Genomic DNA, 22041 nt, shown 5'->3' on the forward strand with positions numbered 1-22041 from the left:
TGACCGGAACCAGGGTCGCAGTCAAGGAAATGCACTCCCCAGAACTCAATTTGCTCGCGTGCCCGAGGGCCCCGGGTTGGCGTCGGCCGAATCTGCCCTGCTCCGGTGAATGACCGGAGATCTGTTTTCCGAAACTGCCTGCGGGGTCGGCACCAGGCGTCCGCCCAACGCACGGAAAACGTGCAAACAGACCTCGCCTTCGATCGGTCTCTTCCGCGGCGCCCTCATCGGCGGAAGGGCCATCTGTCAAACGCCCATGGGTCGCCATTGCGGACCATCCGTGGCGTGGAGGGGCAACTTTGCCGGAGTCGAAAGCGGTGGCCGACGGGTTTGAGCGGCCGGCGTCCGACAGTTCAGAGGTCAACCGTTGTCGGCCTCGCGAACTTCGGAGAGCCCGGGGGGGTTCGCGGCGATCCGGAGCCCTCCGACCGACCGCCGCCCCGCTTCTGCCGCAGCAACCTTCGGTGCCGGCCCATCCGCGATCGGCGCAATCGTGCTTCGATCCTCCCGAACGTGTTCCCGGCCGGACACCTGCGCCGCACGGAGCCGGTGCATTGAACTCGCCCCGCCGGACCGCGCAAGCGCACACGCGGTCGCCAGGCGCGGGTCGCCGAAGTTCGGGCCCGGGGCTGGCACACGCTTCACCAACCGCTCAGGCTTCGAGTACCCCGGCGTTTCACTCCCGGCCCACCCCGGCATCGCCAAGGGCTGACGACGCGACACCTCCCCGGCGCCATGTGCGGGGGAGTTCGCGCCCCTGCACCGAGGGGCGCCGAGCCAACAGCCCGACGGACGAGAGGACCGTCCCCCACCGCGGCAGTCGGTGAAGGCGATCAAATGGCTTGCCAGGTAAAAACCCTGCAAACAGACACCGGTGACGCGGGCATGGGGACCGGTACGCGAACGCGAACCTTATCCATGCGGGCATCGGCAGGTGATGCGTCCCCGGTCCACGGAGCACCACGCCTCAGGGCCCTGGACCTGCCTGAGCACGACCGTTGGCGTGTGGCGGATCCGGCGGTGCGAGTCGAGCGCGAAAAGTCACCGTCCGGGGCACTACCCTCCGGACCCGGCTGCCTCCAAAACGAAAGGCCGGACGACTGCCGCAGTCGTCCGGCCCCGTTCAGATCATCCCCCGCCCCGTCACGGGACGCGGACTCGATAATACTTCGCCGGAGTGTTCGGGGATGGCACCAGGGTCACAGTTCCGGAGATGGGGCCTTCGTCCACCCACTGAACGGGCGGTGTCAGATCCGTCGTGGATTGCAAGGTCCCCGGCTGCGAGCTGGTGAGCACGAGCGTGCCGTTGGCGCCCACTTGGATTGTGAGGGAAGGCGGTTCTGCCGACGGCACCGCGCCCAACAGCTCGATTTCCGCAATCTGCACACTGTTGGCCCCCGCGTTATTCTTCACGTTGTAGAACTGGACCCGATAACTGGTGTAGGCCGTGGCGTTGGGGAAGATCACCTCCTGGTTGAAATGCCGCAGAGGATCGATCGTCTCCGTGGTCACAGTGTTCCGACCAGACGGAAGGGCCAGGGCATTCGAACTGATGAGGGTCCACGTCACTCCTCCGTCGTTGGAACCCTCCAGCACGATGTCGGCAGGATCCCGCGGTTCCTGGTCGTTCGCCGTGTAGATGCGGACCCCGCGCACGACCGTCGGTCCCACCGAAGGTTGCACCACGAAGCCCTGCGGCCCCACAAACGGCGCGGCCGTGTCGAATGCGTCAAAGTTCAGGTACTTTTGCACGAGGTTGTCAATGGCGTGGTCCACCGTCTCAGCCGCCGGCGAACTGCCGTCGAGGATGTAGATGAAGTCTCCGGGCTGCGTGACGTCCTGCATCCGCGAAACCACATTGACGGTGGCGACGTCGGTCAGGGCGAAGCCGGCGGCGTTGGTCGCCGTCAGTCGGTATTGACCCGACTGGGCACGCGTGATGGCAGTGATGACCAGGTTCGTGCTGTCGGCCCCGGAAACGTTTCCGCCATTGTCCACGTTGACCCACTGCGTGCTCCCGGGGGCCAGGTATTGCCAGCGCAGACTCACCGGCTCGGTCCCGCCGAGCAGCACACTGCCCAAGGTAAGATTGGAACCTTCATACAGGTTGATCGAGCCGGGCGAAAGCGGTGCCAGAATGGGCGAGAAGTCGCCCAGGGTCCCACTGACCGCCAGGACGACCATGCGTCCGGTCGTGGGATTCACCGCCCCCAGGAACCGCAGCACGATGTTGGTGACCGGACTAGTGGTGTTGTTGAGCGGGAACTGGGCCTCGTAGAGCCGCGGATTCGGCGTCGCAGTCCGGCCGGGGTCGTTGTTGATGGTCCGCGTGTTCAGGTTGACGCGTCCCAGGGTTGAGTAGGCGTAGGGCGCGTTGTTGAACCAGTCGCGCGAGGTGAAGGTGTTGGTCTCCGAGGTGCCGTCAGCGTACTGTACAACGACCTCGTTGGTGACGTTGTTGTTGGCCGTTGCGCTCAGGAACGAGAGGGCCGAGTAGGGTTGGGGATCGACCGGGATGAGATTCGCCTCGGGATGGGCGTAATCCACGAAGACCGCGTTGGGCCCGCTGTAGGTGGCCGGCATGCGGTAGTGATGATCCGGCTGGGCCAGGCTGGTGATCACCGAACCGGCCGGGGGCAAACCCGAGTTGGGGAACTGCGGGTAATAGCCCTGTTCGTACCAGGTGTTGCCGGTGTTGTTCGTGCCGCCGTCCATCGAGACGGTGGTGGCGTTGGTAAGGGCCATGGGAAACCGCGGTGCGCTGGCCTCGACCACCGCGTCGGCGTTGTACCCGGTCACGGCCACCGGCAGGAACATGTCCCCGCCCGGTCGCAAGCCTGCCAAAGCAAAGACGGCGGCACGTCCTCCGCCCATGTAGGTAAATTCCACCGCTGTGACCGGACTGGCCGTATTGGCCAGGACCAGGTCGTTCGTATAGAGCCGCGGGTTGCCGCTGTTGACGTTGTTCAATCCGAGCGTGCTGGGGTCGAAGCGGCCGTTCAACACATAGAAGGGATCCGGCTGGTTGAACCAATCCGGCGAACTGATCTGGAATTGCTCCGTGGTGTTGTCAGCGTGCCGCACCACCACGTCCAGCATGACGGGCCCGTTACCGGCACAATGGAGCAACGACAACGCCTGGAACGCCGTCGGCTCCACCAAGGTCATCGTGGCGGTGTCGTAGCCTTCATAAGGCCCCAGATAGAAGACATTGGCGTTGGTATAGCTGGCAGCAAAGGTAAAGGCGCGCCCGAGGTTGGTGACGGTGCTGCCCGCCGGGGGCAGGCCCGTGGTCGGGGCGTCCCGGTTGAAACCGATTTCATAGAAGGTGTTGCCCACGTTGTTGGTGCTTCCGCTGTCCATCACCACGGTGGTGTACCCAAACAGCGCACCGGTCAGCGGGGCACCGGCTTCGATGATCATGTCATGGGTAAATCCTTGCACGTCCAATGGCACGTAGGTCGCGCCGTCGGAGGAACCGCTCACGGCAAAGATGGCCGTCCGGCCGTTACCGCTGGAATATCGGAACTCGATCTCGCGCACGGGTGTCGTGGTATCCTGGAGGAAAATATCCGCGTAAAACAGCTTCGGGTTGTTTCCGTAAGTGGATCCCAATTGGCCGTTGTCCGTGTTGACGCGTCCGTTGGCCACCCAGGCAATTTCGGCCGGCGTATTGAACCAGTCGTAGACGTTCAGGGTCCCCGTTTGCTCTGCGCCGTTCTGATAACGAATCGTGTAGTCCAGTGTGGCCGTGCCCCCGCCGGCAGCGCTAATCACGCTCAACGAGCTGTAGGCAGCGGGGTTGGGGAAGGTTAACCGGCCACTGGGCAGCGCGGAATACACCAGCAACGCATTCGGAGCCGTATAATCTGCGGGCATGCGATAGGACCGGTTCGGGTCGCCGGGTGCCGTGAACACGGTCCCGGCCCTGGGCAAACCCGTCGTCGGCCGGGTCGGGTCGTAGCCCTGTTCATACCATGTCCAGGCGTTGTTGTTCGTGCCCCCGTCCATGGTGGCGGTCACGAAGGCGCCCACCGGCTTGGGTGCGGTCTTCTCCACCACCACATCCGCGTTGAAGCTTTCGGGCCGCAATTCGATGGGTTGAAAATCTGCCCTGACCAGGCAGGTCCCCAGCCATGTGCCCAGCAGGAAAACACGTGCTTTCATGGGTTCTTCGTTTGCGAGACGTTCCGGTTGAGGGTTCGACTGGTTTTGCGGTGTTTCATCCACACCTGCCCCGACAACGGCCCGAGCCGTTCCTGACCGCCGCTCTACCGGCGACCGGGAAAGAAACTGGTGTCGTTCCTTCGCTCCCCGCCAGCCGGGCGGTCTTGAACAACCCCGGGACCTTCCGCGTCGCTGGCCCCCCTGCTCGGGCGCCGTGTGGCACCCGGCCGAGGCAGTGCACAACAACGCATGGCCCTGTGGTAGCCGGATTGCTCCGTAGTGTCAACTATCGCCTTGGACACGCAGCACGTATTGGCCGATGGGTCTCTCCAGCGGACCCGCTCCGAACCGGAAGCGGCGAGCCGCGACCCTGTGTCAACGTGCATCCAGGATCCGCTCGGGAGCACCGCCGACCGGGTTACGCACCCCCGGTTCTCATGGATGCAACGAGGGAAAGTGACCCGGGGCCTCATGAGTGCCGCGAGAGGGGTTCACTTCCCGATGCCCTCTTCCTCCGTACTCCCCCTCGAAGCCCAATGCCTGATCGGAGAGACCTCAATCCCTTCTCGGGGCGCGCAAGGCAGACACGTGTTGGGTCATTGTCTTCACACCCGCCTTCGTCCTCCACCTGAACCTGGTTGTCCGGGTCCCGAACCAAGACGGGAACTGCAGAGGCATGGAGCCAGAGCTGATACCAGGAAGTCGCCACCGGCCTCAAGGCTCGGGATTATCGGGTGCGCGACCCCACCTCCGGCGCGATCGTCCGGGCGGCCTCGGGGGGCGACGTCCGCTCCGATGGACGCGGCATCACCAGTCCATTTCCCCACTTCGCCATGGCCTTTCCCCAAGCCTCCGCGGCCAGCTCGTTTTGCACATCGAAGACGCGTTCGGGCAGCGTTGCATCGGCCCAGAACTCCATCACCATCCCGCCGCAATGCGGGAGGTGAATGCGCCCCTGCTGCACGGGTGTGTCGGAAGGCGCCTCCGGAGGTTCCCAGGTCCGTACCGGTCCCGCCGGACCAAGCAATCGGACCCGGCAGTAGCCCAACTTCCTCAAGACAAAACCGAATTCCTCCCAGAGCGCTTCCGGAGACCGACAGCGCTCGGCCTCCAACTCGAACCAATTGCACAAGGCCAGGGCGTAGCGCGCGGCTTTGCGAACCTCCATGGTGCTGCCCAGGAGCCGCCCCACCGCAAACCATTCGCGTGCGAAGTTGAGCCGCGTGGCCGCCAGCAAAACCACCAACACCAGCACCCCCAGGAAGAGGGGTGTCGTTCGTTCCCCTGCCACGAAGACCCCGAAAGCCAGCATCAGGGCCACCAACGAGAATCCGTAAAGCACCAAGACCGTTTGCCGTTGGTTGAGCCCCTCCCCCAGGAGTTTGTGGTGGATGTGCTTGCGGTCGGGTCGGAACAGCGGCAGCCCTTTGAGGCCCCGGCGAAGGATGGCCAACGAGGTGTCAATGATCGGCAACGCCAGGGCAAAGAGCGGGGCCACCAGAGCCGCAGCCACCGTGCCCTTGTGGGACAGGCGCATGGCCAGCAAGCCGATTAAAAAGCCCAGAAAATACGCACCACCATCGCCGAGGTAGATCCGCGCCGGGGGAAAGTTGTAGCGCAAAAACGCGATCAATCCACCGGCCACGGCCGCGGCGACGGCTGTGGGGAACACCGCCTCGGTGAACAAGCCCACGTAGGCCAAGAGCGCCATCAGCATCAGAGAAAGACCTCCGGCCAACCCGTCCAACCCATCGATCAGGTTGATCAGGTTCGTGAACGCAACCAGCCACAACACCGTCAGCGGAATTCCCCAGAACCCGAGCGCCATGACCTCGCCGGTCACGGGGTGGCGCACCAGTTCGATCCGTCCGACCAGGTAACAGGCTGCCAGTGCAATCAGGATCTGGCCCACCAGCTTCTTGCGCGCCCCGAGGGGACGCAAATCGTCCCAGAATCCCAGGGCGAACATCGCCACGCTCAGCGCGAGAATCCCCCAGTTTTCGGCCACTCGATCCGGACGAACAGGCAGGAAAAGCTGGGCACCGATGCCGACAATCAGGAACACCGCGGCAAGCACCAGTCCCCCCGCACGGGGCACGGGCCGGACGTGGATCTGGTGGAACGAGGCGGCCCGCTGTTCCGCCAGCGGCTGGAACCATCGAATCACAAGGGGATACAAGGGCCACGCCAGCGCCACCCCCAGGCCGAGGCAGAGCAATGTCACCGTCGCGTTCAAGCTCTAGACTCCGATACCCATGGTCTGATCGGTCATCTCATCGAAGGGCTCCAACCTCCTTCGCTGTTGCGCGTACTTGCGATGACATCTAGCGGGCGCACCTGCCCGAGTCAATCGCTCAGGAGCCAGGGTCTTGCAGCGGGTGCATCCAGGCCTTTGGACGCTCCCGAGGACTTGACGGAATCTCGGGCGTCTTTGCAGCGGAATCCCATGGGAAAACGACATCTGCTCGGAATTCTTGAATCCGGGCCTCAAGAATCGAAAAGCGGGCCCTCTGTCCACGGGTTGCACGGGCCCATCTCCGTCCCGAAGGCGCACCCGGCCGTCAGCCCGGGGCAACGCCCCTTGGAACGCCGTCCCGCCGACCTGCCGCGCCATGAAACGGGGTGACCCAATGGCCCCATCGCGAGAGCCGGAAGTGTCCCACCGCATCCCGCCCCTTCCGGGCCGGTGCATCGCGCAAACCCCGGGGCTTGACACGGCCCGGTGAATTCACGCCCGACGAGGCGGCCATAAAGCGCCCCGGCGACACAACCATTCACGCGGCAGCGACGCAGTCCGGTTGTCCGCGGCGGCCCGGGGCTGGTCGCTCCGCGCCATGCTGGAAGAACCCCCACAGCGCGTTGAGCGCGCGCAGTGCTCCCGGCCCTTCATGGGTCTGATGGGAAGGATTTTGAGCGTCCCACCGGCCATCAATGGCGGCGAGCGCTTGATCCGGCGTTGCCGTGGATGGCCGGGCGCCTTGAAGCACCGCGCGACGCTCAAGGGGGACAGAACCGGGCATGGCCGCGGAAATGCATCAGCCGCCCCGGGCGGGGTTTTCCACGGCTGCCACGACGGGAAGACCCGGCTTCTTCCATACCACCTCGCCCGTGCGCAGACGGTGTGTGCAATCGCGCATGGAAGCGCGGACTCAAGGCCCGGTCCCGGGCTTCGGGCGGTTGGCTGTCGCAAGCCCTGCGGTACGAGTCGAACCGCTTCAATCGTCCACGCAAACTGGCTTCGAGCCTGTTCATGAGGCCACCCGGCGCTGGCAAAAGGTCACGGTGCCGTGTGGAAGGCCCACTTCCCGGAGAGGTTGCCGCGCGTTCGTCCCCGCACCGGTACGGCCCCCGGTGAACGCGGGCATGGGCAGAAACGTCGCACCTTTGGAACCGGGCGCTCTAGTAGTTGAACATCCGCCGTCCCGTCGCGTAAAGGGTGTAACCGGTTCGCTCCAGGTACCACGCAAAATCGAGGCGGCCGGCCGCATCGAAGGGAATGGCCACGTAACTGTACCGGACGGTGTAGCGGGAGGTGCGGCTCAGCCAACGTTTGATTTCGGAGTGTCCGTCCGCAAAGCCGAACCCACAGGCCCCGTTGTGATAACTGGCGGGTTGGTCCTGCCAGTTGGCGGCGGCCGGGTTGTTGATGAAGTAGCCGTCGTTGATCGAGTCGGCATGTTCATCGATGAACAGCCACGTCTTGGCCGGGACCGGAACTTCCGACATCTTGAGGTACTGCCGATAATTCTGGTCCCCCCAGTGTCGGCCCCCGATGGTCGGATCCGTGCTCGGACTGACGGCCGTGCTGAAGCGCCCGAACAGGGCGTTCATGGAATAGCTGCGCACCCGGTAAGGGAACCCCGCTGCACGCTGGATGGGACTGAGGTAATTGTCGCCCGGACAGCGGTACGCTCCCAACGCGGCGGCGGTGTATCGCCCCAATACCCCGCTGGCAATCCATTGCAGGTTGGTGTTGCTGCGGTCGGCGACACTGCCGCTGGCGCCCCAGGTCATGACGTTGTTGACCCAGTTGTCCAGACGACCGTTGTTGATGGCGTCGATGGTTTCCGCCACTCCGTAATTGTTCGGCACGCGATCGTTGTGGTCGCCGATGTAGAGGAGGGTCGAGGTCGTCAGGGTCTTGGTGTTGTTGAGACAGGCGATGCCAAGGGCCTTGCCCTTGGCTCGACTCAGCGCGGGAAGGAGCATGCCCGCCAGGATGGCGATGATCGCAATGACCACCAGCAGCTCGATGAGGGTGAAGGCTCCCGTGGCAGCGGGACGGACGCGCCCGGGCGTGTTCTGCAATGCGTTCATAGGCCGAGGACCATACCGGCTCGCCCAAAGTGGGGTCCCCGATGCGGGGCCTTCCGACTTTAGACAACCTTGCGAGCATCATTACGCCGCTTGCCGGCCCATGGCAACCTTGGGCTGACCGACAGCTTTCCAGTCCGGTTGCGCGCCACTCAAGACCCGCCCGGCAGCTCGAGCCCCTTCCAAACGCGGCCTGGACCTCGGTTCGTTCAGCCAGAAGCGCGCACTGTGCCATCTTCCGCAGCCGCATCCCGAGGGCAAACCTCAACCCAAGCCCAAGAGGTCCCGGCGGCGAACGAACCAAACCGGCAGGCGTCAGGGTCCACCCGTCCTGGTTCACCGAACCTGCCCCACCATCCGGAAGACCTGGTAGGATTCAAAAACCAACTTGCCGCGCCCATGGTCTGCGGGAAAGAAAAACGGACCAGGGCGGAGCCAAGCGACCGGAACAACCGACTCCCCACACCGGACAGCACGGGGTTGTGCGCACAACAGGCCAGCACCCCTGTCCTTCCTGCTTCTCCCAAGTTCGCAAACGTCTTTTCGATCAACGCCAGACTGGAGCAGGCGAACGCCGGAGACGCGACCAACCCTGAAGCCCCCTTGCGATTCCACCAGCAGTCCGGGGGACAGCGCGAAGGGCTGCAGTGCCCGGTCCCAAGGTCGTTTCCGCTGAGGGTGCAAACAGGACTGACCTCCTGCGGGTTCACAGGCATCCAGGTCTCTGCACAAAGCCAACGGCACAGCCAAAACTCGGTGAGCACGATCATGCCGGGTTGGCGATGAACCACCCCGTGCAGGGCAACTCCGCCCTGCACACATCGATCTTTTCCGCCGACCACGCCATGCCCTGGGCAAGCACAGAGGCAGGTGTCGTTTCCTCCTGGCTTCACTGGTTCGGGCCGGCCGACCGGCCGAATTCGAGGTCCGAAGCCTCGCCGAACCCGTCTCATCCAACCGGAAAACCTTGGCGCCCTGATCACCGCGTGTGGCGACAAGCCCAGTCTTCGTCACCAACCCGCCCCCCCACCGTAGAAGTCCACCTGGCTTTCAGCGACCCGCATCGCGAGGGTCTGGTTCGTGGGAGGAATCGCCCCTGCTGCGCGGCGGCATAAACCCGGCGCGGGGAAGGAACCGAGCCGTTGGCACAGGATAAAAAAATACCCCGCCTTTGCCGTGGGCAACTATTCCTTTGAACATGTCGTGCAACATGTGGGACGGGCCGGGCTGCTTTCGACTTCCTTCGCTCCGGAAGGCCTGTCGGCCACAGCCTGCGCGGCTTGTGTCCCAGGAACGTTTAGTACGGTTCAAGGACCTTGTTGCGGATCACGCGCAAGGCAGGGTAAATCCGTTTGCTTTTCCCTCCACTGCTGTGCCAAAGAGCAGGTGACATCGGCATCACCGCCAACCACCCCATAAATCGGCCGGCCGGGGTCAAAACTCAAGTGAAAAAAAAACTCGTGCGGAGCGCGGGAGCACTGCCACCCGTGAGGTGCCGTGGCACCTGGCAGCAGTTTTTAGACGACGGCAAGGGCCGCGTTCTCTCACGTCGGAGGCCTGGATCGTCCGGGAGGCTTGAAACGTTTGCAGCCTTCGCGCTCGAGGGGGCCCGGCTGTCCGCCAGTCAATTCGCGTACCCCTTGCCCCGCATGGCACGAAATACCCCACCAGACGTTGGCTGGCCGATGGAAGAGCCCGGAGCTGTTTTTCCGAGCCGGCACTTGTGCGGTCTTTCCGGGGAAAGTGAGCGGAGCGGGAAGCGATGCGCGGCCGGGCCGTTCGCCGTCTCGCCGGACCCCGCGAATAATCCGCGCCCAAGCGGCCTCCGACTCGGCATCCGTGCCGTCGCCGGAGACTGTCCTGCCCGGTCTGCGGGGCAGTGCCTGAAGGGGCTCGCTCGTCAACCGTCTTGTCCTTCGGGACGACCCGGATTCATGGAGCAAGGTCGGTCCGCCGCCAGAGTTTTGCGCTTCGGGTCGGAGTGAGGGAGCGGTGCGACCCCGGAGAAGAACCTCGCGGCGGCCCGGACCTGTCCCACGGCCGGGACCTGTCACGACCCGGCCCCGACGCAAACGGCTCACTCCCACTCGATGGTGCCGGGCGGCTTGCTCGTGATGTCGAAGACCACGCGGTTGACCCCCCGCACTTCGTTGGTGATGCGGGTGGAGATGCGTTCGAGTAATGCGTACGGCAGCTTGACCCAGTCGGCCGTCATGCCGTCCTGCGACTCGACCACGCGCACCGCGACGGTCCAGTCATATGTGCGTTCATCTCCCTGGACACCCACGCTGCGGACGGGAAGCAACACGGCAAAGGCCTGCCAGGTCTTGTAGTACCAGCCGCCTCGTTTCATTTCTTCGACCACAATCGCATCCGCCTGGCGCAGAATGGCCAGCTTCTCGGGCGTGACCTCGCCCAGGCATCGGACGGCCAGACCCGGACCCGGAAAGGGCTGGCGCCAGAGGATCTCGCGGGGCAGGCCCAGGGCCCGGCCCAACTTGCGGACCTCGTCCTTGAAGAGACAACGCAGCGGCTCGATCAGCTCGAACCGCATCCTCCGGGGCAGACCACCCACGTTGTGATGGCTTTTGATCAAAGAAGCGGGGTTGCCGCCAATGGGCACGGATTCGATCACGTCGGGGTACAGAGTGCCCTGGGCAAGGAAACGGGCCGGCCCGGCCCGCCGCGTCGCCGCCTCGAACACCTCGATGAACGTGCGTCCAATGATCTTGCGTTTCCGCTCCGGATCCGTCACCCCACGAAGCCGTCGCAAAAACAGCTCGGAAGCGTCCTCGTACTGGAGGCGAATCTGGAAATGACGGCCAAAGACCTCCTGGACGACCTCCGGCTCGCGGGCGCGCAACAGGCCGTTGTTGACGAAGATGCACGTGAGCTGGTCCCCCACGGCGCGATGCAACAGCGCCGCTGCCACGCTGGAATCCACTCCCCCGCTCAAACCCAGCAAAACCCGTTCCTGGCCGACGCGAGCCCGGATCTCCTCCACGGCCTGTTCGAGGTAATTGCGCATGGTCCATTGCCGGCCGCAGCCGCAAACCTTGTGGACAAAATTGGCCAGGAGCTCGCGTCCGCGCGGGGTGTGCACCACCTCGGGGTGAAATTGCAGGCCAAAAAACCGTTTGTGCGGATGTTCGATGGCGGCGTAGGGCGAGTTCTCGCTCGTCGCGACCACGACAAAGCCCCGCGGCAGACGGGTGAGTCGGTCCCCGTGCGAATTCCAAACCTGCAGGCGTCGGGGCAAACCGGCGAACAAGGCACATCCGGGCCGTTTGACGTGGAGCGTGCCCTTGCCGTATTCCCGCTGTTGGCCGGGCTCGACGCGTCCTCCGAGAAAATGCGCCAGCAGTTGGACACCGTAGCAGATCCCCAAAATCGGGATGCCCAACTCAAAGATGCCCGGGTCGGGCAACGGCGCGTCGGCGTCGTACACGCTGGCCGGACCACCCGAGAGAATGATCCCCTTGGGTCGGAGCTCCGCCAAACGGGTTGCAGGCGTGTCGAATCGCAGGATCTGCGAGTACACCTGACATTCGCGGACGCGGCGCGCGATCACCTGCGTGTACTGGGAGCCGAAGTCAAGGATGACAATCTGTTCCTGTCCGGGGGAGGAAGCCGCGGGGGCCACGGGAGAGGGCGCATTCTGAGACTTCACGGCCAGGGGGACGGATTGGCGGCGAACCGAACTGGACACCGTGGGACGCACAGGAACCGACCGACCGTCACGGCTGACCTACCGACATCACGGGCGGCGCACGTCGCGCCAGCTGGGTGTCACGCAACGCCACCTCGGCCTGACGCCGGAACCACTCGTTGAACAGATCATTCTGACGCAAACGCCGCAAATAGGCCATAAATCCGGGCAACTCCTGATTCATCTTGGCCTCGTCCAAGGGCAGTTGGGACTGTACATAGATCAGCATCGCGCCGTCCCGGGTCGGCACCACGGGGCTAACCCCGCCGACCGGAGTGGAAAGGGCCACCTGTTTGAACTGGGCCAGGGGCAGGTCCTGTTCGACCTGGGGCAGCGCCCGTGTGCTCCAGGAAACCGGCGGCAGCAGCACCGGGTGGAGGTTGGACGCCGTGCAAACCTCGGCAAAGCCCTTGCCCTGTGCGATGGCATTCGTCAGGGCGGTGCGAAACGCCTCGGCGGCCTGCCGGGCCAGTTGCACGGCCTGTTCATAACGGTAGTCGCCCAACACCCGCCCCAAAATGTCCTCCAGCGCGGGGATCTCGCTGGGCAACCGTCTCTCAAAGCCCAGCACATACACGGCGTCGGGCCCAATGACAGGAGCCGAGAAAGGATTGTCCGCCGAAAGCCGGAACGCCACCCGCGCAAACTCCGGACCCCCGTCGATGCCTGCAGGGCCCTCCTCCAATCCGAACGGCTCCAGGGTGCGAACCTCCAGCTTTCGTTCGGCGGCAAGCGTTTTGAGGTTCTCCGGCCGGACCGGTTCCAGATTGAAGAGGGCCGTGGCGAAATCGTTGGCAACGCGCCGCGCCTTGCGCAGGGCCTCGACGCGAATCAGCTCCTGTCGGATGTTCTTGCGCGCTTCGTCCTGGGTGGCGCCGAAGCGGACGTAATTGGTCCCCAGCCGATCCAGGTTCGCCTGGACCAGCTCGTCCAGGTTGGTCCGGACCAACTCCGCTTCGGCCTCCGCGAGGTAGTTCGAGACCGGAAAGGCCACGTAGCTGACCTGCACCCGTTCCGGGATGCGGTACCGGGCCATCTGATTGGAATAAAACTGGGCCACCGCCTGGGTGGTCACCATGACCTGCGGCAGGTAATTGACGGCAAGAAACGTCACAACCTGGGCGGACACCTCCTGGTGCTCGCGCCGATAGAGGTTTCGGGCCTCCTCCGGGGTGATCAATTGGCCCGGGAAGGTCACCAGATTGACCAGGGCCTGGAGGGCGGTTTCGTGACGGACAAAGCGTTCGAAATCCTCCACCGTGATGCCCCGAGGAGCAAGTCGCTGCTGAACGAGCGCCGACAACGGGATGGCCTGATTGCCACCGCCAAATGCCTCGAGGATCTCCCGGGCAAGCCGGGCGCTTACCGACGGACTCACCTCCAGTTTCAGGTCGCGCACGAACTGCAGCAGCAGCAGCCGCGCGTAGGTCTCCCGCTGCACGTCAAAGCCCGAGTCGCGCCCCCCCTCGTCGGGCCACTGCCCCGTGCGCACCAGGTAGTGGAGCAGCACCTCCTTTTGCGCCGCACGGAACTTGTCGAGCGTAATCTTTTCGCCGCGGATTCGCCCCAGATCACCCACCGTGGGCTGGTCGCCGAACTGCGTGGTGGGGTTGAAATAAATCACAAACGCCACCACGGTCACCGCGATGATGATGACCCACAGCCACGTCTGATGCTTCCGAATCGTGCCAAACATAAGGTTGCCAGGTCCCTTGACCGGAGCCCGAACCCTACCCGCCGGGGCCGGGAGGGGTCAAACCAAAACAAGCCCCGCAAGCGCAGGGGGCGCAGTACAAGTTATTGGACATCGATAAAGCGCGAGGGGTCTGGGGGCGCCGACATTGGACAACTGAGCGAAAACGGCATCTCCGGGGATCATTGAAACCGGAGCTCAAAAACGGTACGCCCTCGGCTGTCCGCGGACCGCACGGGCCCGTGCGCGCCAAAGGCGCATCAATTCCGTAGCCCGGGGCCAAGCCCCGGGAATCCGATCCCCCAAACCCAGCGCGCCCTGAAAGGGTGCAACCCGAGGTTCACCATCGCGACGGCCGGGTCTGTCCAGACCGAATTCCATCCCTTCAGGGCAGATTGCGCGGGGAAGACCCGGCGGCTCAGGGCGTTACCTATGGCTGGTGAGCTCTCGCGCCGAAGGCGTAGCCATCAGGTGCGCTGGAGGCGCAACCACTCACCTGCTCGGGAGGCAATCCGGTTGCCCAGGCGCCACCTTGGGCGGGTGACTCCGCGCCCCGCCAAGGGGAAATCCACGGCCCACGGAATGAGCGAAGAACTTCCAACCCTGGATGGGTTCGGGCGGGAGTGTTGTTACGGAGGTGCTCAGGAAGAGTCCCGGGTGCATGGTTCGCGTCGGCAGAGCCCCCGGTTTGGCAGATCCGCTGTACGGCGAGTTCTCAGTCCTGACCCCCCGAAGGTTCAGCGCGATTCCGCGTGTCCTCGGCAGGAGAAGGCCGAGAGAAACCACCGTCTCCTCGGGATTCACCATTCCGAGCCTTCAAAGCTGAAATGCGCCCGCGGCGACGCTTGAGTACAGCCTGAACCGCCGGTCTCGATTCGCAATCTCATGCCCGCCCAACGCAAAAACACTTCCTTCAATCCCTGCAGACCCGGTGCCGACGTCCCAAGGTCCTGACGGTCCTGGTGTGCACATGAGTTGGTCCGGGCTCGACCGTGCCAGCCGACCGCTCCGGGCTCCGCAAACACCTCGCGGCCTACCCCACTTCGGTTCTCGAAGCCGCTGCCGCCTCGGCTGCGTCGGGGAACACCGAGTAGAAAAACAGCCGATTGCCCCCAAACCGCAACGTTCCCTGCCCGACCAGGCACCTTCGCGAACGCGGAACCTTGTCCTCGCAATCGCCAACGCCCGCGGACCCAAGATCGTTCCCCCGCGGGCCGAATCTCCGCCCGAGTCGCCCACTTGGAAAACCATCCATCCTCCGAACAAAACCTCTCGGGAAAACGCCCTCTGTTCACCAGCACGCCACCATATGCCAGGGCAGCCCTGACGCTTGTTCCGCCCGGGCAACCGCCGGAGTCTCCCGACACGGTCAAACGCTTACAAGCCCCTCGAGCCCTGGTGGGTAGCCGGCACTCCAGCGGCTGACGTGCAATCGGGCCGGGCTCGCCGCCTTTCCAGCCAACTTCGGTGCCACAAGCCACCGCCGCAAACCGCGATCGTCACGGGAGTGAGCGCAGCCACCAGCCCGTCCCGCACAAAGGCCGGGATCGGCAGCAAATGCAGGCCATAACTGCATCCACAGGGCCCGTCGTACCGAACCCAGACCAGCAAAAACTGGTAAAAAAGCGACACACACGCGAACCACAGGAGCGCACCCGCCCGGATCCCCAGCGGTGGCCCCTTCAGGCACGCAAGCACGCCCACCCAGATCTCCGTCACGGCCGCCAGGAACAAGACCCCGCGGTTTGACCAAAAACCAAAGATGGGATTCGGCGCCGACAGCATCGTCCCGTACACCAGATCGACCCGCGACAGGGCCATCAACTTCAGGAAGCCCACGGTCAAAAAGCAAATCCCGAGGCTCCGCACCACGAGCCCGAACCATGCCTGAATCTTCATGTGCCGTTCCAGCTTCATGGACCTCTTTTGCCCTGGGCGTGCACGGCTTTTCCCGGGTTCCTAGGCGATGGGTCACCCTGGCCCACCTTTCCCGGTCCGGCGTGGCTGCCACTGCTGATACGCACACGCGCTTCGCATCGTTTCCTCACCGCGGCAGCCGCGCCCTGGCAAATCCAATCGCACCCATCCGGGATGTGCCACACACGGGAGCCGACCCTGTGATCCCGCCCGCAAACGCATCCATCAGTCGAGCCATCCCTGCTGCTTCCAACGCTGTCCATCACCGGTGCAAAGGATCCTGGCATTTCAAGCCCCGCCGGCCCGATCCTGCCCGCCAGGATCTTTCACACCCTCGAGCAGGGTCTCCACCAAGTCTTCCCGTCGCCGCATCGCGTCCAATTCGCTCGTTCGCGCATCGTTCGCCCTCCACGCCCCGCCCGATCCATGCAGAAAACCGGGCAAGACACCGTCCACCATCGCCCTTCACGTTCCCGGCTCCGGTCGCATCCACGACCGGACCAGCTCCCTCAGCCAGGTCCGCACCCCGCGAAACAACAACGGGCTCACCAGTGCCACCCCGAAGATCACCGCCGCAACCTCCCGCGGCAGCTTCCGCACCGCCGCATTCCGTTGCGCCCACGTCGCCTGACGCGCCTGCAACTCCAGCAAATACGGATCCCGCTCGTCCGTCCGCCAGGCCCAGTTCTTCATCTTGTATCCGACAAACGCCACCCGCCGCGCCGGATCGGCCAGGCGGTAATCACTGACTTGAACTTCCTTCGTGTACCCCGGCCAACGCGGCAAGTAGTCCATTTCCGCGATCGGCTCGGCCCACTCGATCTCGCCCCGGTAACTCATCGCCTCGAGCGGCTCGCCCGAAGGCCCGGACCGTAACAAGTCGAACGTCCGCAGTCGCCAGACCGCCGGCACTTCCCACGGACCACACCGCACCGTCCGCAGCACCTCGTACACCGCGTGCCCTTTCTCCCCATCGAGCCAATGCCGGGCCCGCCTGACCAGATGGTCCCGAAGCGCTGCGGAGCCTGCGGCCGTCGGGGCGCCCTCCACGGCTCCCCTCTCGACCATCCACCAGACCCGCTCCGGATCGGGAAGGAACGCCGTTCGCCGGGCATGGCCCTGGCCATCCTGCAATGACTCAGCTTGAGCTCGATACAGATGCGCAAAAGGGAGCGGAACCCACCACGGAGCCGGAATGGGAGGCCAGCTCCCCCCCAAAACCCACGTTCCTCCAACACCCTCCCTGAGCAATAAGCCAGCCAGATCACGGTTTCCGACCGAATGCCCGACTCGGGCCAGCATCCGTGACGGACCGACCCCGTGGCCAACCCCGTTCGAAGACGGGGCAAACCGCACCGGCCCGAGCCACAACGAGAACACATTCCAGCCATCGCCGCCATGAATGCTGATCCGCTGCTGTTTGGTGTAAAACGCCCTGAGGTTCCAGCAAGCCCCCTTTGACACCCCCTCGAATCCAACCACACTGTCGAACACACGGGCGGGGGGTGGTGGCAACGAGTTTCGCACCCGGCCCATGACTCGGATGCCGGGGTCGTCGTCCGCAATCGCACCCCACCCTGCTGTCACCGGCCACAACCAGAGCGACGCCACGGCACACATCACGGCCTGTCCACCGTTCCCCCGGGGGAAGAGGCTCGGCCTGAAGGCCGGCCACTTCCCCCGCCGAGGAATGCGGCGTGCGCCGATAAGGAGTGAGACCAACCGCCACGAATCCGCCGCAGGCCGGTCCACCCTCCGGTTCAGAACCCACGCGGGATTTGGCCGGCAGCAGGAAACAAATACAATGCGGGTGCCCAGCCGCACCGCCCTGGCGCACGGAAAGTGCACATCGCTCCCGACGATTCATGGCGATTCGCTCCAAGCTTTGCCACAGCCAAAATAAAGAATAAGAAAAGGTCAACTCAGAAATGCGGATGCCTTCACAGCCGGGACTTTTCCCGACGGCTTCGGAGTTTGCGCCGGTCTGCGTCACGAGCAGCGACGCATCGTGGCTGTCGTCCCTTCCCGGCCGAAGGAGGACCCAGCAGCACCGTTGGATCTTACCCGGGGCAAGCCGTCTGGAGGCCGGAGGGACTCGACCGGCGGCGTTGCAGGCGCGGGAGGCTGTTGACCAGCGTTGTTGGCATTCTCAGAAACACCGCGGCGCCGGATCTTTGGCTGAAATCGCAGGACTCCCAAGAGCAGGTTTGATGGCCACGGATCCCACGCCGGTGGCCACTCAGTTGGCGCGACGCGGGCCCGGACCGGAAACCCACCGCGGCCGGCAAAAGCGATTGGCAATGACCCCGGGGAATGATTTTTTTGACGCATGAACGTAACGATGGCAGGCAGGACCCGGTCGTTTCGAAGTGTGACGTTCGACGCCGCTGCGAATGCCGTCTGTTTGATCGATCAGCGCCAGTTGCCCCACCGGTTTCGCATCCTCCGCTGCAAGTCCCACGAGGAAACCGCGCAGGCCATCCGAGAAATGGTCGTGCGCGGGGCTCCGGCGATTGCCGCCACCGCCGCTTATGGTCTGGCGCAGGGGGTCCGGACGTTTGCCGGGGACGACCGTCGGCGGTTTGACCAACACGTGCGTCAGGTGCACCGCACCTTGTTGGAGGCGCGCCCCACCGCGGTGGATCCGGCCCATGCGATGGCGGAGGTCCTGGCCGCCATGCGCGCGGGACGCACGGTTTCGGAGAAGCAGGCTCTGGCGTTGGCGGCGGCAGAGGAATTCGCCCACCGGAGCGCCGGGGAATGTCGCGCGCTGGGCGAGCAAGGGGTGTCGCTGATCCGTGACGGGGCCCGGATCCTGACCCATTGCAATGCCGGGTGGCTGGCATGCGTGGATTATGGCACGGCCACGGCGCCGCTCTACCTGGCCCATGCGCGGGGCATTCGATTTCATGTGTACTGTGCGGAGACCCGTCCGAGGTCCCAGGGAGCAGCACTCACCGCGTGGGAGCTGGCGCAACAGGGCATCGCTCACACGGTGATCGCGGACACGGCGGTCGGGCTGCTCATGCGCTCCGGCCGTGTGGACATGGTACTGGTGGGGAGCGACCGCGTGGTGGCCCGTACCGGAGATGTCACGAACAAGATCGGAACATACAACCTTGCCGTGTTGGCCAAACATCACGGGATCCCGTTTTACGTGGCGGTGCCGTTGTCCACGCTCGACTGGTCGCTCGGGTCGGCCGAGCAGGTTCCGATCGAAGAGCGCGCTCCTGCGGAAGTGCTGGGCGCCTGGGGTGTTCCGGACTCCCCGGATCCGGGCCGGAGCTCTCGTCGGCCCGGCTCGCGGGCCTCGCGCATTTATGTACGCGTGGCCAACCCGGGCAGTCCGGCCTGGAATCCGGCCTTCGACGTGACACCCGCGGAGTTGGTAACGGGGATTCTTACTCCCCGGGGGCTCTTCAGGCCACAGGAGCTGTGGGCTCGGCGAGAGTGGCTGCGAACAGATCCGGCAGATCTCAGGCAAGCCGACACCGGCCGATGACGCCCCGGCGACGCAGGACGTTCCCTGGATTTTCGGGGGCCGGGCCCGGGTTTGCCAACGCACCGTTCCCGGTGAACCAACCAACTCATAAAAGTGTGAAGAGCCGCGAGGCAGGCCGCATCGCACGGACTGCGCGCAGCACCCTGCCGCATCGTGGCCCGCGGATCCGATCGACCGCCCGGGAAAAGCCGCGCCACGCGCGTGCGCCGGCGATCACAAGCGCCTGCCCTGTCCGTTCATTCCGCCCGCACATTTCTTGACCGCGCCGGATTCGCCGGCGCTCCCGGAGCCAACCCCTCCGTGAAACAGGCTACAGAATCGCGCTCGCGTCTCGGCGCGGCCCGCATGCAAGGGGGTCAGACAGGATTGCTCGCGGAGGCGCGCAGCCGGAGCGGCCGGACAACCCCGCCACAATTCAGGTTTTTGCCCGCGCAAAGTCGCGAAAAATGTCGGGTATCCTCGGCACGGGAAAGCCGAAGGAAAACGGTCGTGCCTCGGCCCCTTGAATCCGGGGCTCAATCCTGGAAAGACACCCGCCGGTACCCACGAATTGCACCATCCCATCCACGCGCCGAAAGCGCATTCGATCCGTCAGCCCGGCGCAGCGCCCGGGAACTCGGGCTCCCCCACCCACCGCGCCCTGAAGAGGCGCCACTCGAGGATGCCCATCGCAAGGGCCGAGCGTGCCCACACCGAGTTCCGCCCCTTCAGGGCGGTGTAAACTGCGGAATCCCGATTACCCAGGGCGTCACCCCGGGCTGAGGGATTCCGGCACCGATGGGGCGAACGTGCAACGCGCCGAAGGTGCAAAACATGATCCGGGTCTTGCTACGTTCAGGTGGAACCGGTTTGGATGACGTTGGATTCGAGAATACCCACTGCCAGGGCTGGGACAGGCAAGGCCCCCGCCGTCCGGCGGCTCTCGACCGTGGCCAACCTCGTGATGCCCCACTCCCTGATCACGCGAGCGAATCCACGCCCCGAAGGCGCACCCACTCCATAGCCCGGGGCGAGGCCCCGGGGACTGCGTCCCAAGACCTCGCCGCGCCCTGAAGAGGCGCCACTCGAGGATGCGCATCGCGAGGGCCGGGCCTGCCAAACCGCGCTCCGTCCCTTCAGGCCGAAAGGAATTCGTGCAAGCCCAGTTGCCGGGGCGTCGGCTTGGGCTGGCGAGCTCTCGCCCCTGTGCACAGCCACAAAACGCGTCGGAGGCGCAAATATTCACCCGCTAGCAGGGTAATCCGGTGGCCCAGGGCGCTCCGTTGAGCGGGTGCCTCCGCGCCCCGTTGGAGGAGAGCCACGACGCGCCGATTCGTCGGTCCAGGGCAGATCCCGGGCAAACCCCACGCGCCAAAAGCGCATACAGTGGGCATAGGAATTCCGCTTGGGCCGCGCACGCCCCGCCGGCATACTGGGTGTTCCCGGCTGTTTTGCACCAGCCGGGCGGTGGATGGGACTGTAGCAGCACAACATCCCTGCCCTTCATGCGCTTTTTGATGTTGAATTGGCGGGATCCGGAGAACCCCGAAGCCGGTGGGGCCGAGCGGGTGTCGCTGGCCTTTATGCGCGCCCTTCGGGAGCGGGGGCACGAAGTTTTCTGGTTTTCCAATGCCTTCCCCGGGGCCGCCCCCCGGTATGAGCGCGACGGGATTCAATTCCTGCGCGGCGGGGGCAAGGGAACCTCCATTTGGGCGGCCTGGCGCTGGTATCGGCGCCAACCCGGGTTCGATTTGGTGATCGACCAACATCACGGAATCCCCTGGTATGCGCCCTGGTGGAGCGGCACGCGGTGCATCGCCTACATCCACGAGGTGCTGGGCCCCATCTGGCAGGTCTTTTATCCGGGGCTGCTGGGTCGGATCGGTCAGTGGCAGGAACGCTGGACGCATTGGCTGTACCGGAACGTTCCCTTTTGGGTGCCCTCGGATTCGACGCGCCGGGCTCTGCTGGCTCACGGAGTGCGGCAGGTGGTCGTCTGGCCCAACGGGTGCGACACGGTGCCGCTGGCCACCCTCGATCCCAAACCCTTGACGCCGCCCATTCGCCTGGTGGTGGTCTCCCGGCTGGCCCCGAACAAACGCGTGGACCACGCGGTCCGCGCCTTGCAGCTGCTGGTGCAAGCCGGCGTGCCGGCCGAGCTCACGGTGGTGGGCGGAGGCGCCGAGGAAATGCGCTTGAAACAGCTGGTGCAGGACCTGGGGCTGTCCCCGCGGGTCCGCTTCACCGGTCCGTTGCCCGAATCCGCCAAGAACGAGGAACTGCGTCGCGCACATTTTTTGCTGCACGCCTCGGTGCGCGAAGGTTGGGGACTGAACGTGATCGAGGCCAATGCGATGGGCACCCCGGCGGTCGTGTATCCGGTGGCCGGCCTGGTGGATTCCACAGTGCACGGCCAGACCGGATGGATCGTCTCCCGCGAAACGCCGGAGGCGTTGGCTGAGATGGTGCGGTCGCTCCTGCACCAGCCGGATTGGTACGCGGCGTGCCGGGAGCGGGCGTGGCGTCGCGCGCACGAGTTCCAGTGGTCTGTGGTACTGCCGAAAGTCTGTGACTGGTTGGAAGCCCAGGCACGGCCGGCGGCAGCCGTCGTCAACCGAATCCACGAAACGAAGCAGCCTGCGGGCGGTTAGGTCCCGACAGCGATCCGGGCCAACCCCCTCGGCGGGCTTGGCATGACCCGTGCCTTTGCAGGACGCACGACGCCCCCGTTTGTCCATCGCCCGGTTCCAGGGAGAGGGG

The 22041-nt window shown here is 64.8% G+C and carries 9 protein-coding genes and 1 other RNA gene; 2 read left to right on the forward strand and 8 right to left on the reverse strand.

What is annotated here, in order from left to right:
* Positions 1-1143 precede the first annotated feature (1143 nt).
* The 8 genes from ACPDIT_RS00615 to ACPDIT_RS00650 form a co-directional block, all read right to left on the reverse strand.
* Positions 1144-4167: an immunoglobulin domain-containing protein gene (locus ACPDIT_RS00615; protein ID WP_423440629.1), complete on the reverse strand. Its 3024-nt coding sequence runs from the start codon at positions 4165-4167 to the stop codon at positions 1144-1146.
* Positions 4168-4894: 727 nt separating this feature from the next.
* Complete coding sequence (locus ACPDIT_RS00620) at positions 4895-6403, reverse strand: MraY family glycosyltransferase (RefSeq protein WP_423440631.1); 1509 nt, start codon at positions 6401-6403, stop codon at positions 4895-4897.
* 1163 nt (positions 6404-7566) lie between these two features.
* Positions 7567-8484, reverse strand: a complete 918-nt coding sequence (locus tag ACPDIT_RS00625; protein ID WP_423440633.1) for a type II secretion system protein — start codon at positions 8482-8484, stop codon at positions 7567-7569.
* A gap of 1155 nt (positions 8485-9639) precedes the next feature.
* Positions 9640-9828: non-coding RNA, 6S RNA (ssrS, locus tag ACPDIT_RS00630), on the reverse strand.
* A 730-nt stretch (positions 9829-10558) separates the two neighbouring features.
* Positions 10559-12151 (reverse strand): glutamine-hydrolyzing GMP synthase, encoded by a 1593-nt coding sequence (gene guaA / locus ACPDIT_RS00635; protein WP_423440635.1) that lies wholly within the window; start codon positions 12149-12151, stop codon positions 10559-10561.
* A 67-nt stretch (positions 12152-12218) separates the two neighbouring features.
* The gene (locus tag ACPDIT_RS00640) at positions 12219-13886 is read right to left on the reverse strand and encodes a peptidylprolyl isomerase (protein WP_423440636.1); all 1668 of its coding nucleotides are present in this window, start codon (positions 13884-13886) and stop codon (positions 12219-12221) included.
* A gap of 1374 nt (positions 13887-15260) precedes the next feature.
* Positions 15261-15800 (reverse strand): hypothetical protein, encoded by a 540-nt coding sequence (locus ACPDIT_RS00645; protein ID WP_423440638.1) that lies wholly within the window; start codon positions 15798-15800, stop codon positions 15261-15263.
* A 465-nt stretch (positions 15801-16265) separates the two neighbouring features.
* Positions 16266-16868, reverse strand: a complete 603-nt coding sequence (locus tag ACPDIT_RS00650; RefSeq protein ID WP_423440640.1) for a hypothetical protein — start codon at positions 16866-16868, stop codon at positions 16266-16268.
* A gap of 1273 nt (positions 16869-18141) precedes the next feature.
* Between ACPDIT_RS00650 and mtnA the strand changes: the two genes are divergently transcribed.
* Positions 18142-19302, forward strand: a complete 1161-nt coding sequence (gene mtnA, locus ACPDIT_RS00655) for an S-methyl-5-thioribose-1-phosphate isomerase (protein WP_423440642.1) — start codon at positions 18142-18144, stop codon at positions 19300-19302.
* Between the two features lie 1496 nt (positions 19303-20798).
* Complete coding sequence (locus ACPDIT_RS00660) at positions 20799-21932, forward strand: glycosyltransferase family 4 protein (protein ID WP_423442552.1); 1134 nt, start codon at positions 20799-20801, stop codon at positions 21930-21932.
* Positions 21933-22041 lie beyond the last annotated feature (109 nt).

It is taken from the genome of Limisphaera sp. VF-2 (assembly GCF_049537125.1).
Classification (GTDB): Bacteria; Verrucomicrobiota; Verrucomicrobiia; order Limisphaerales; family Limisphaeraceae; genus Limisphaera.

Coding starts and splice junctions, on each gene's coding strand:
- ACPDIT_RS00615 (WP_423440629.1), bottom strand. CDS start 4,167: ATGAAAGCACGTGTTTTCCTGCTGGGCACATGGCTGGGGACCTGCCTG.
- ACPDIT_RS00625 (WP_423440633.1), bottom strand. CDS start 8,484: ATGAACGCATTGCAGAACACGCCCGGGCGCGTCCGTCCCGCTGCCACG.
- ACPDIT_RS00640 (WP_423440636.1), bottom strand. CDS start 13,886: ATGTTTGGCACGATTCGGAAGCATCAGACGTGGCTGTGGGTCATCATC.
- ACPDIT_RS00645 (WP_423440638.1), bottom strand. CDS start 15,800: ATGAAGCTGGAACGGCACATGAAGATTCAGGCATGGTTCGGGCTCGTG.
- ACPDIT_RS00650 (WP_423440640.1), bottom strand. CDS start 16,868: ATGGTCGAGAGGGGAGCCGTGGAGGGCGCCCCGACGGCCGCAGGCTCC.
- mtnA (WP_423440642.1), top strand. CDS start 18,142: ATGGCAGGCAGGACCCGGTCGTTTCGAAGTGTGACGTTCGACGCCGCT.
- ACPDIT_RS00660 (WP_423442552.1), top strand. CDS start 20,799: ATGTTGAATTGGCGGGATCCGGAGAACCCCGAAGCCGGTGGGGCCGAG.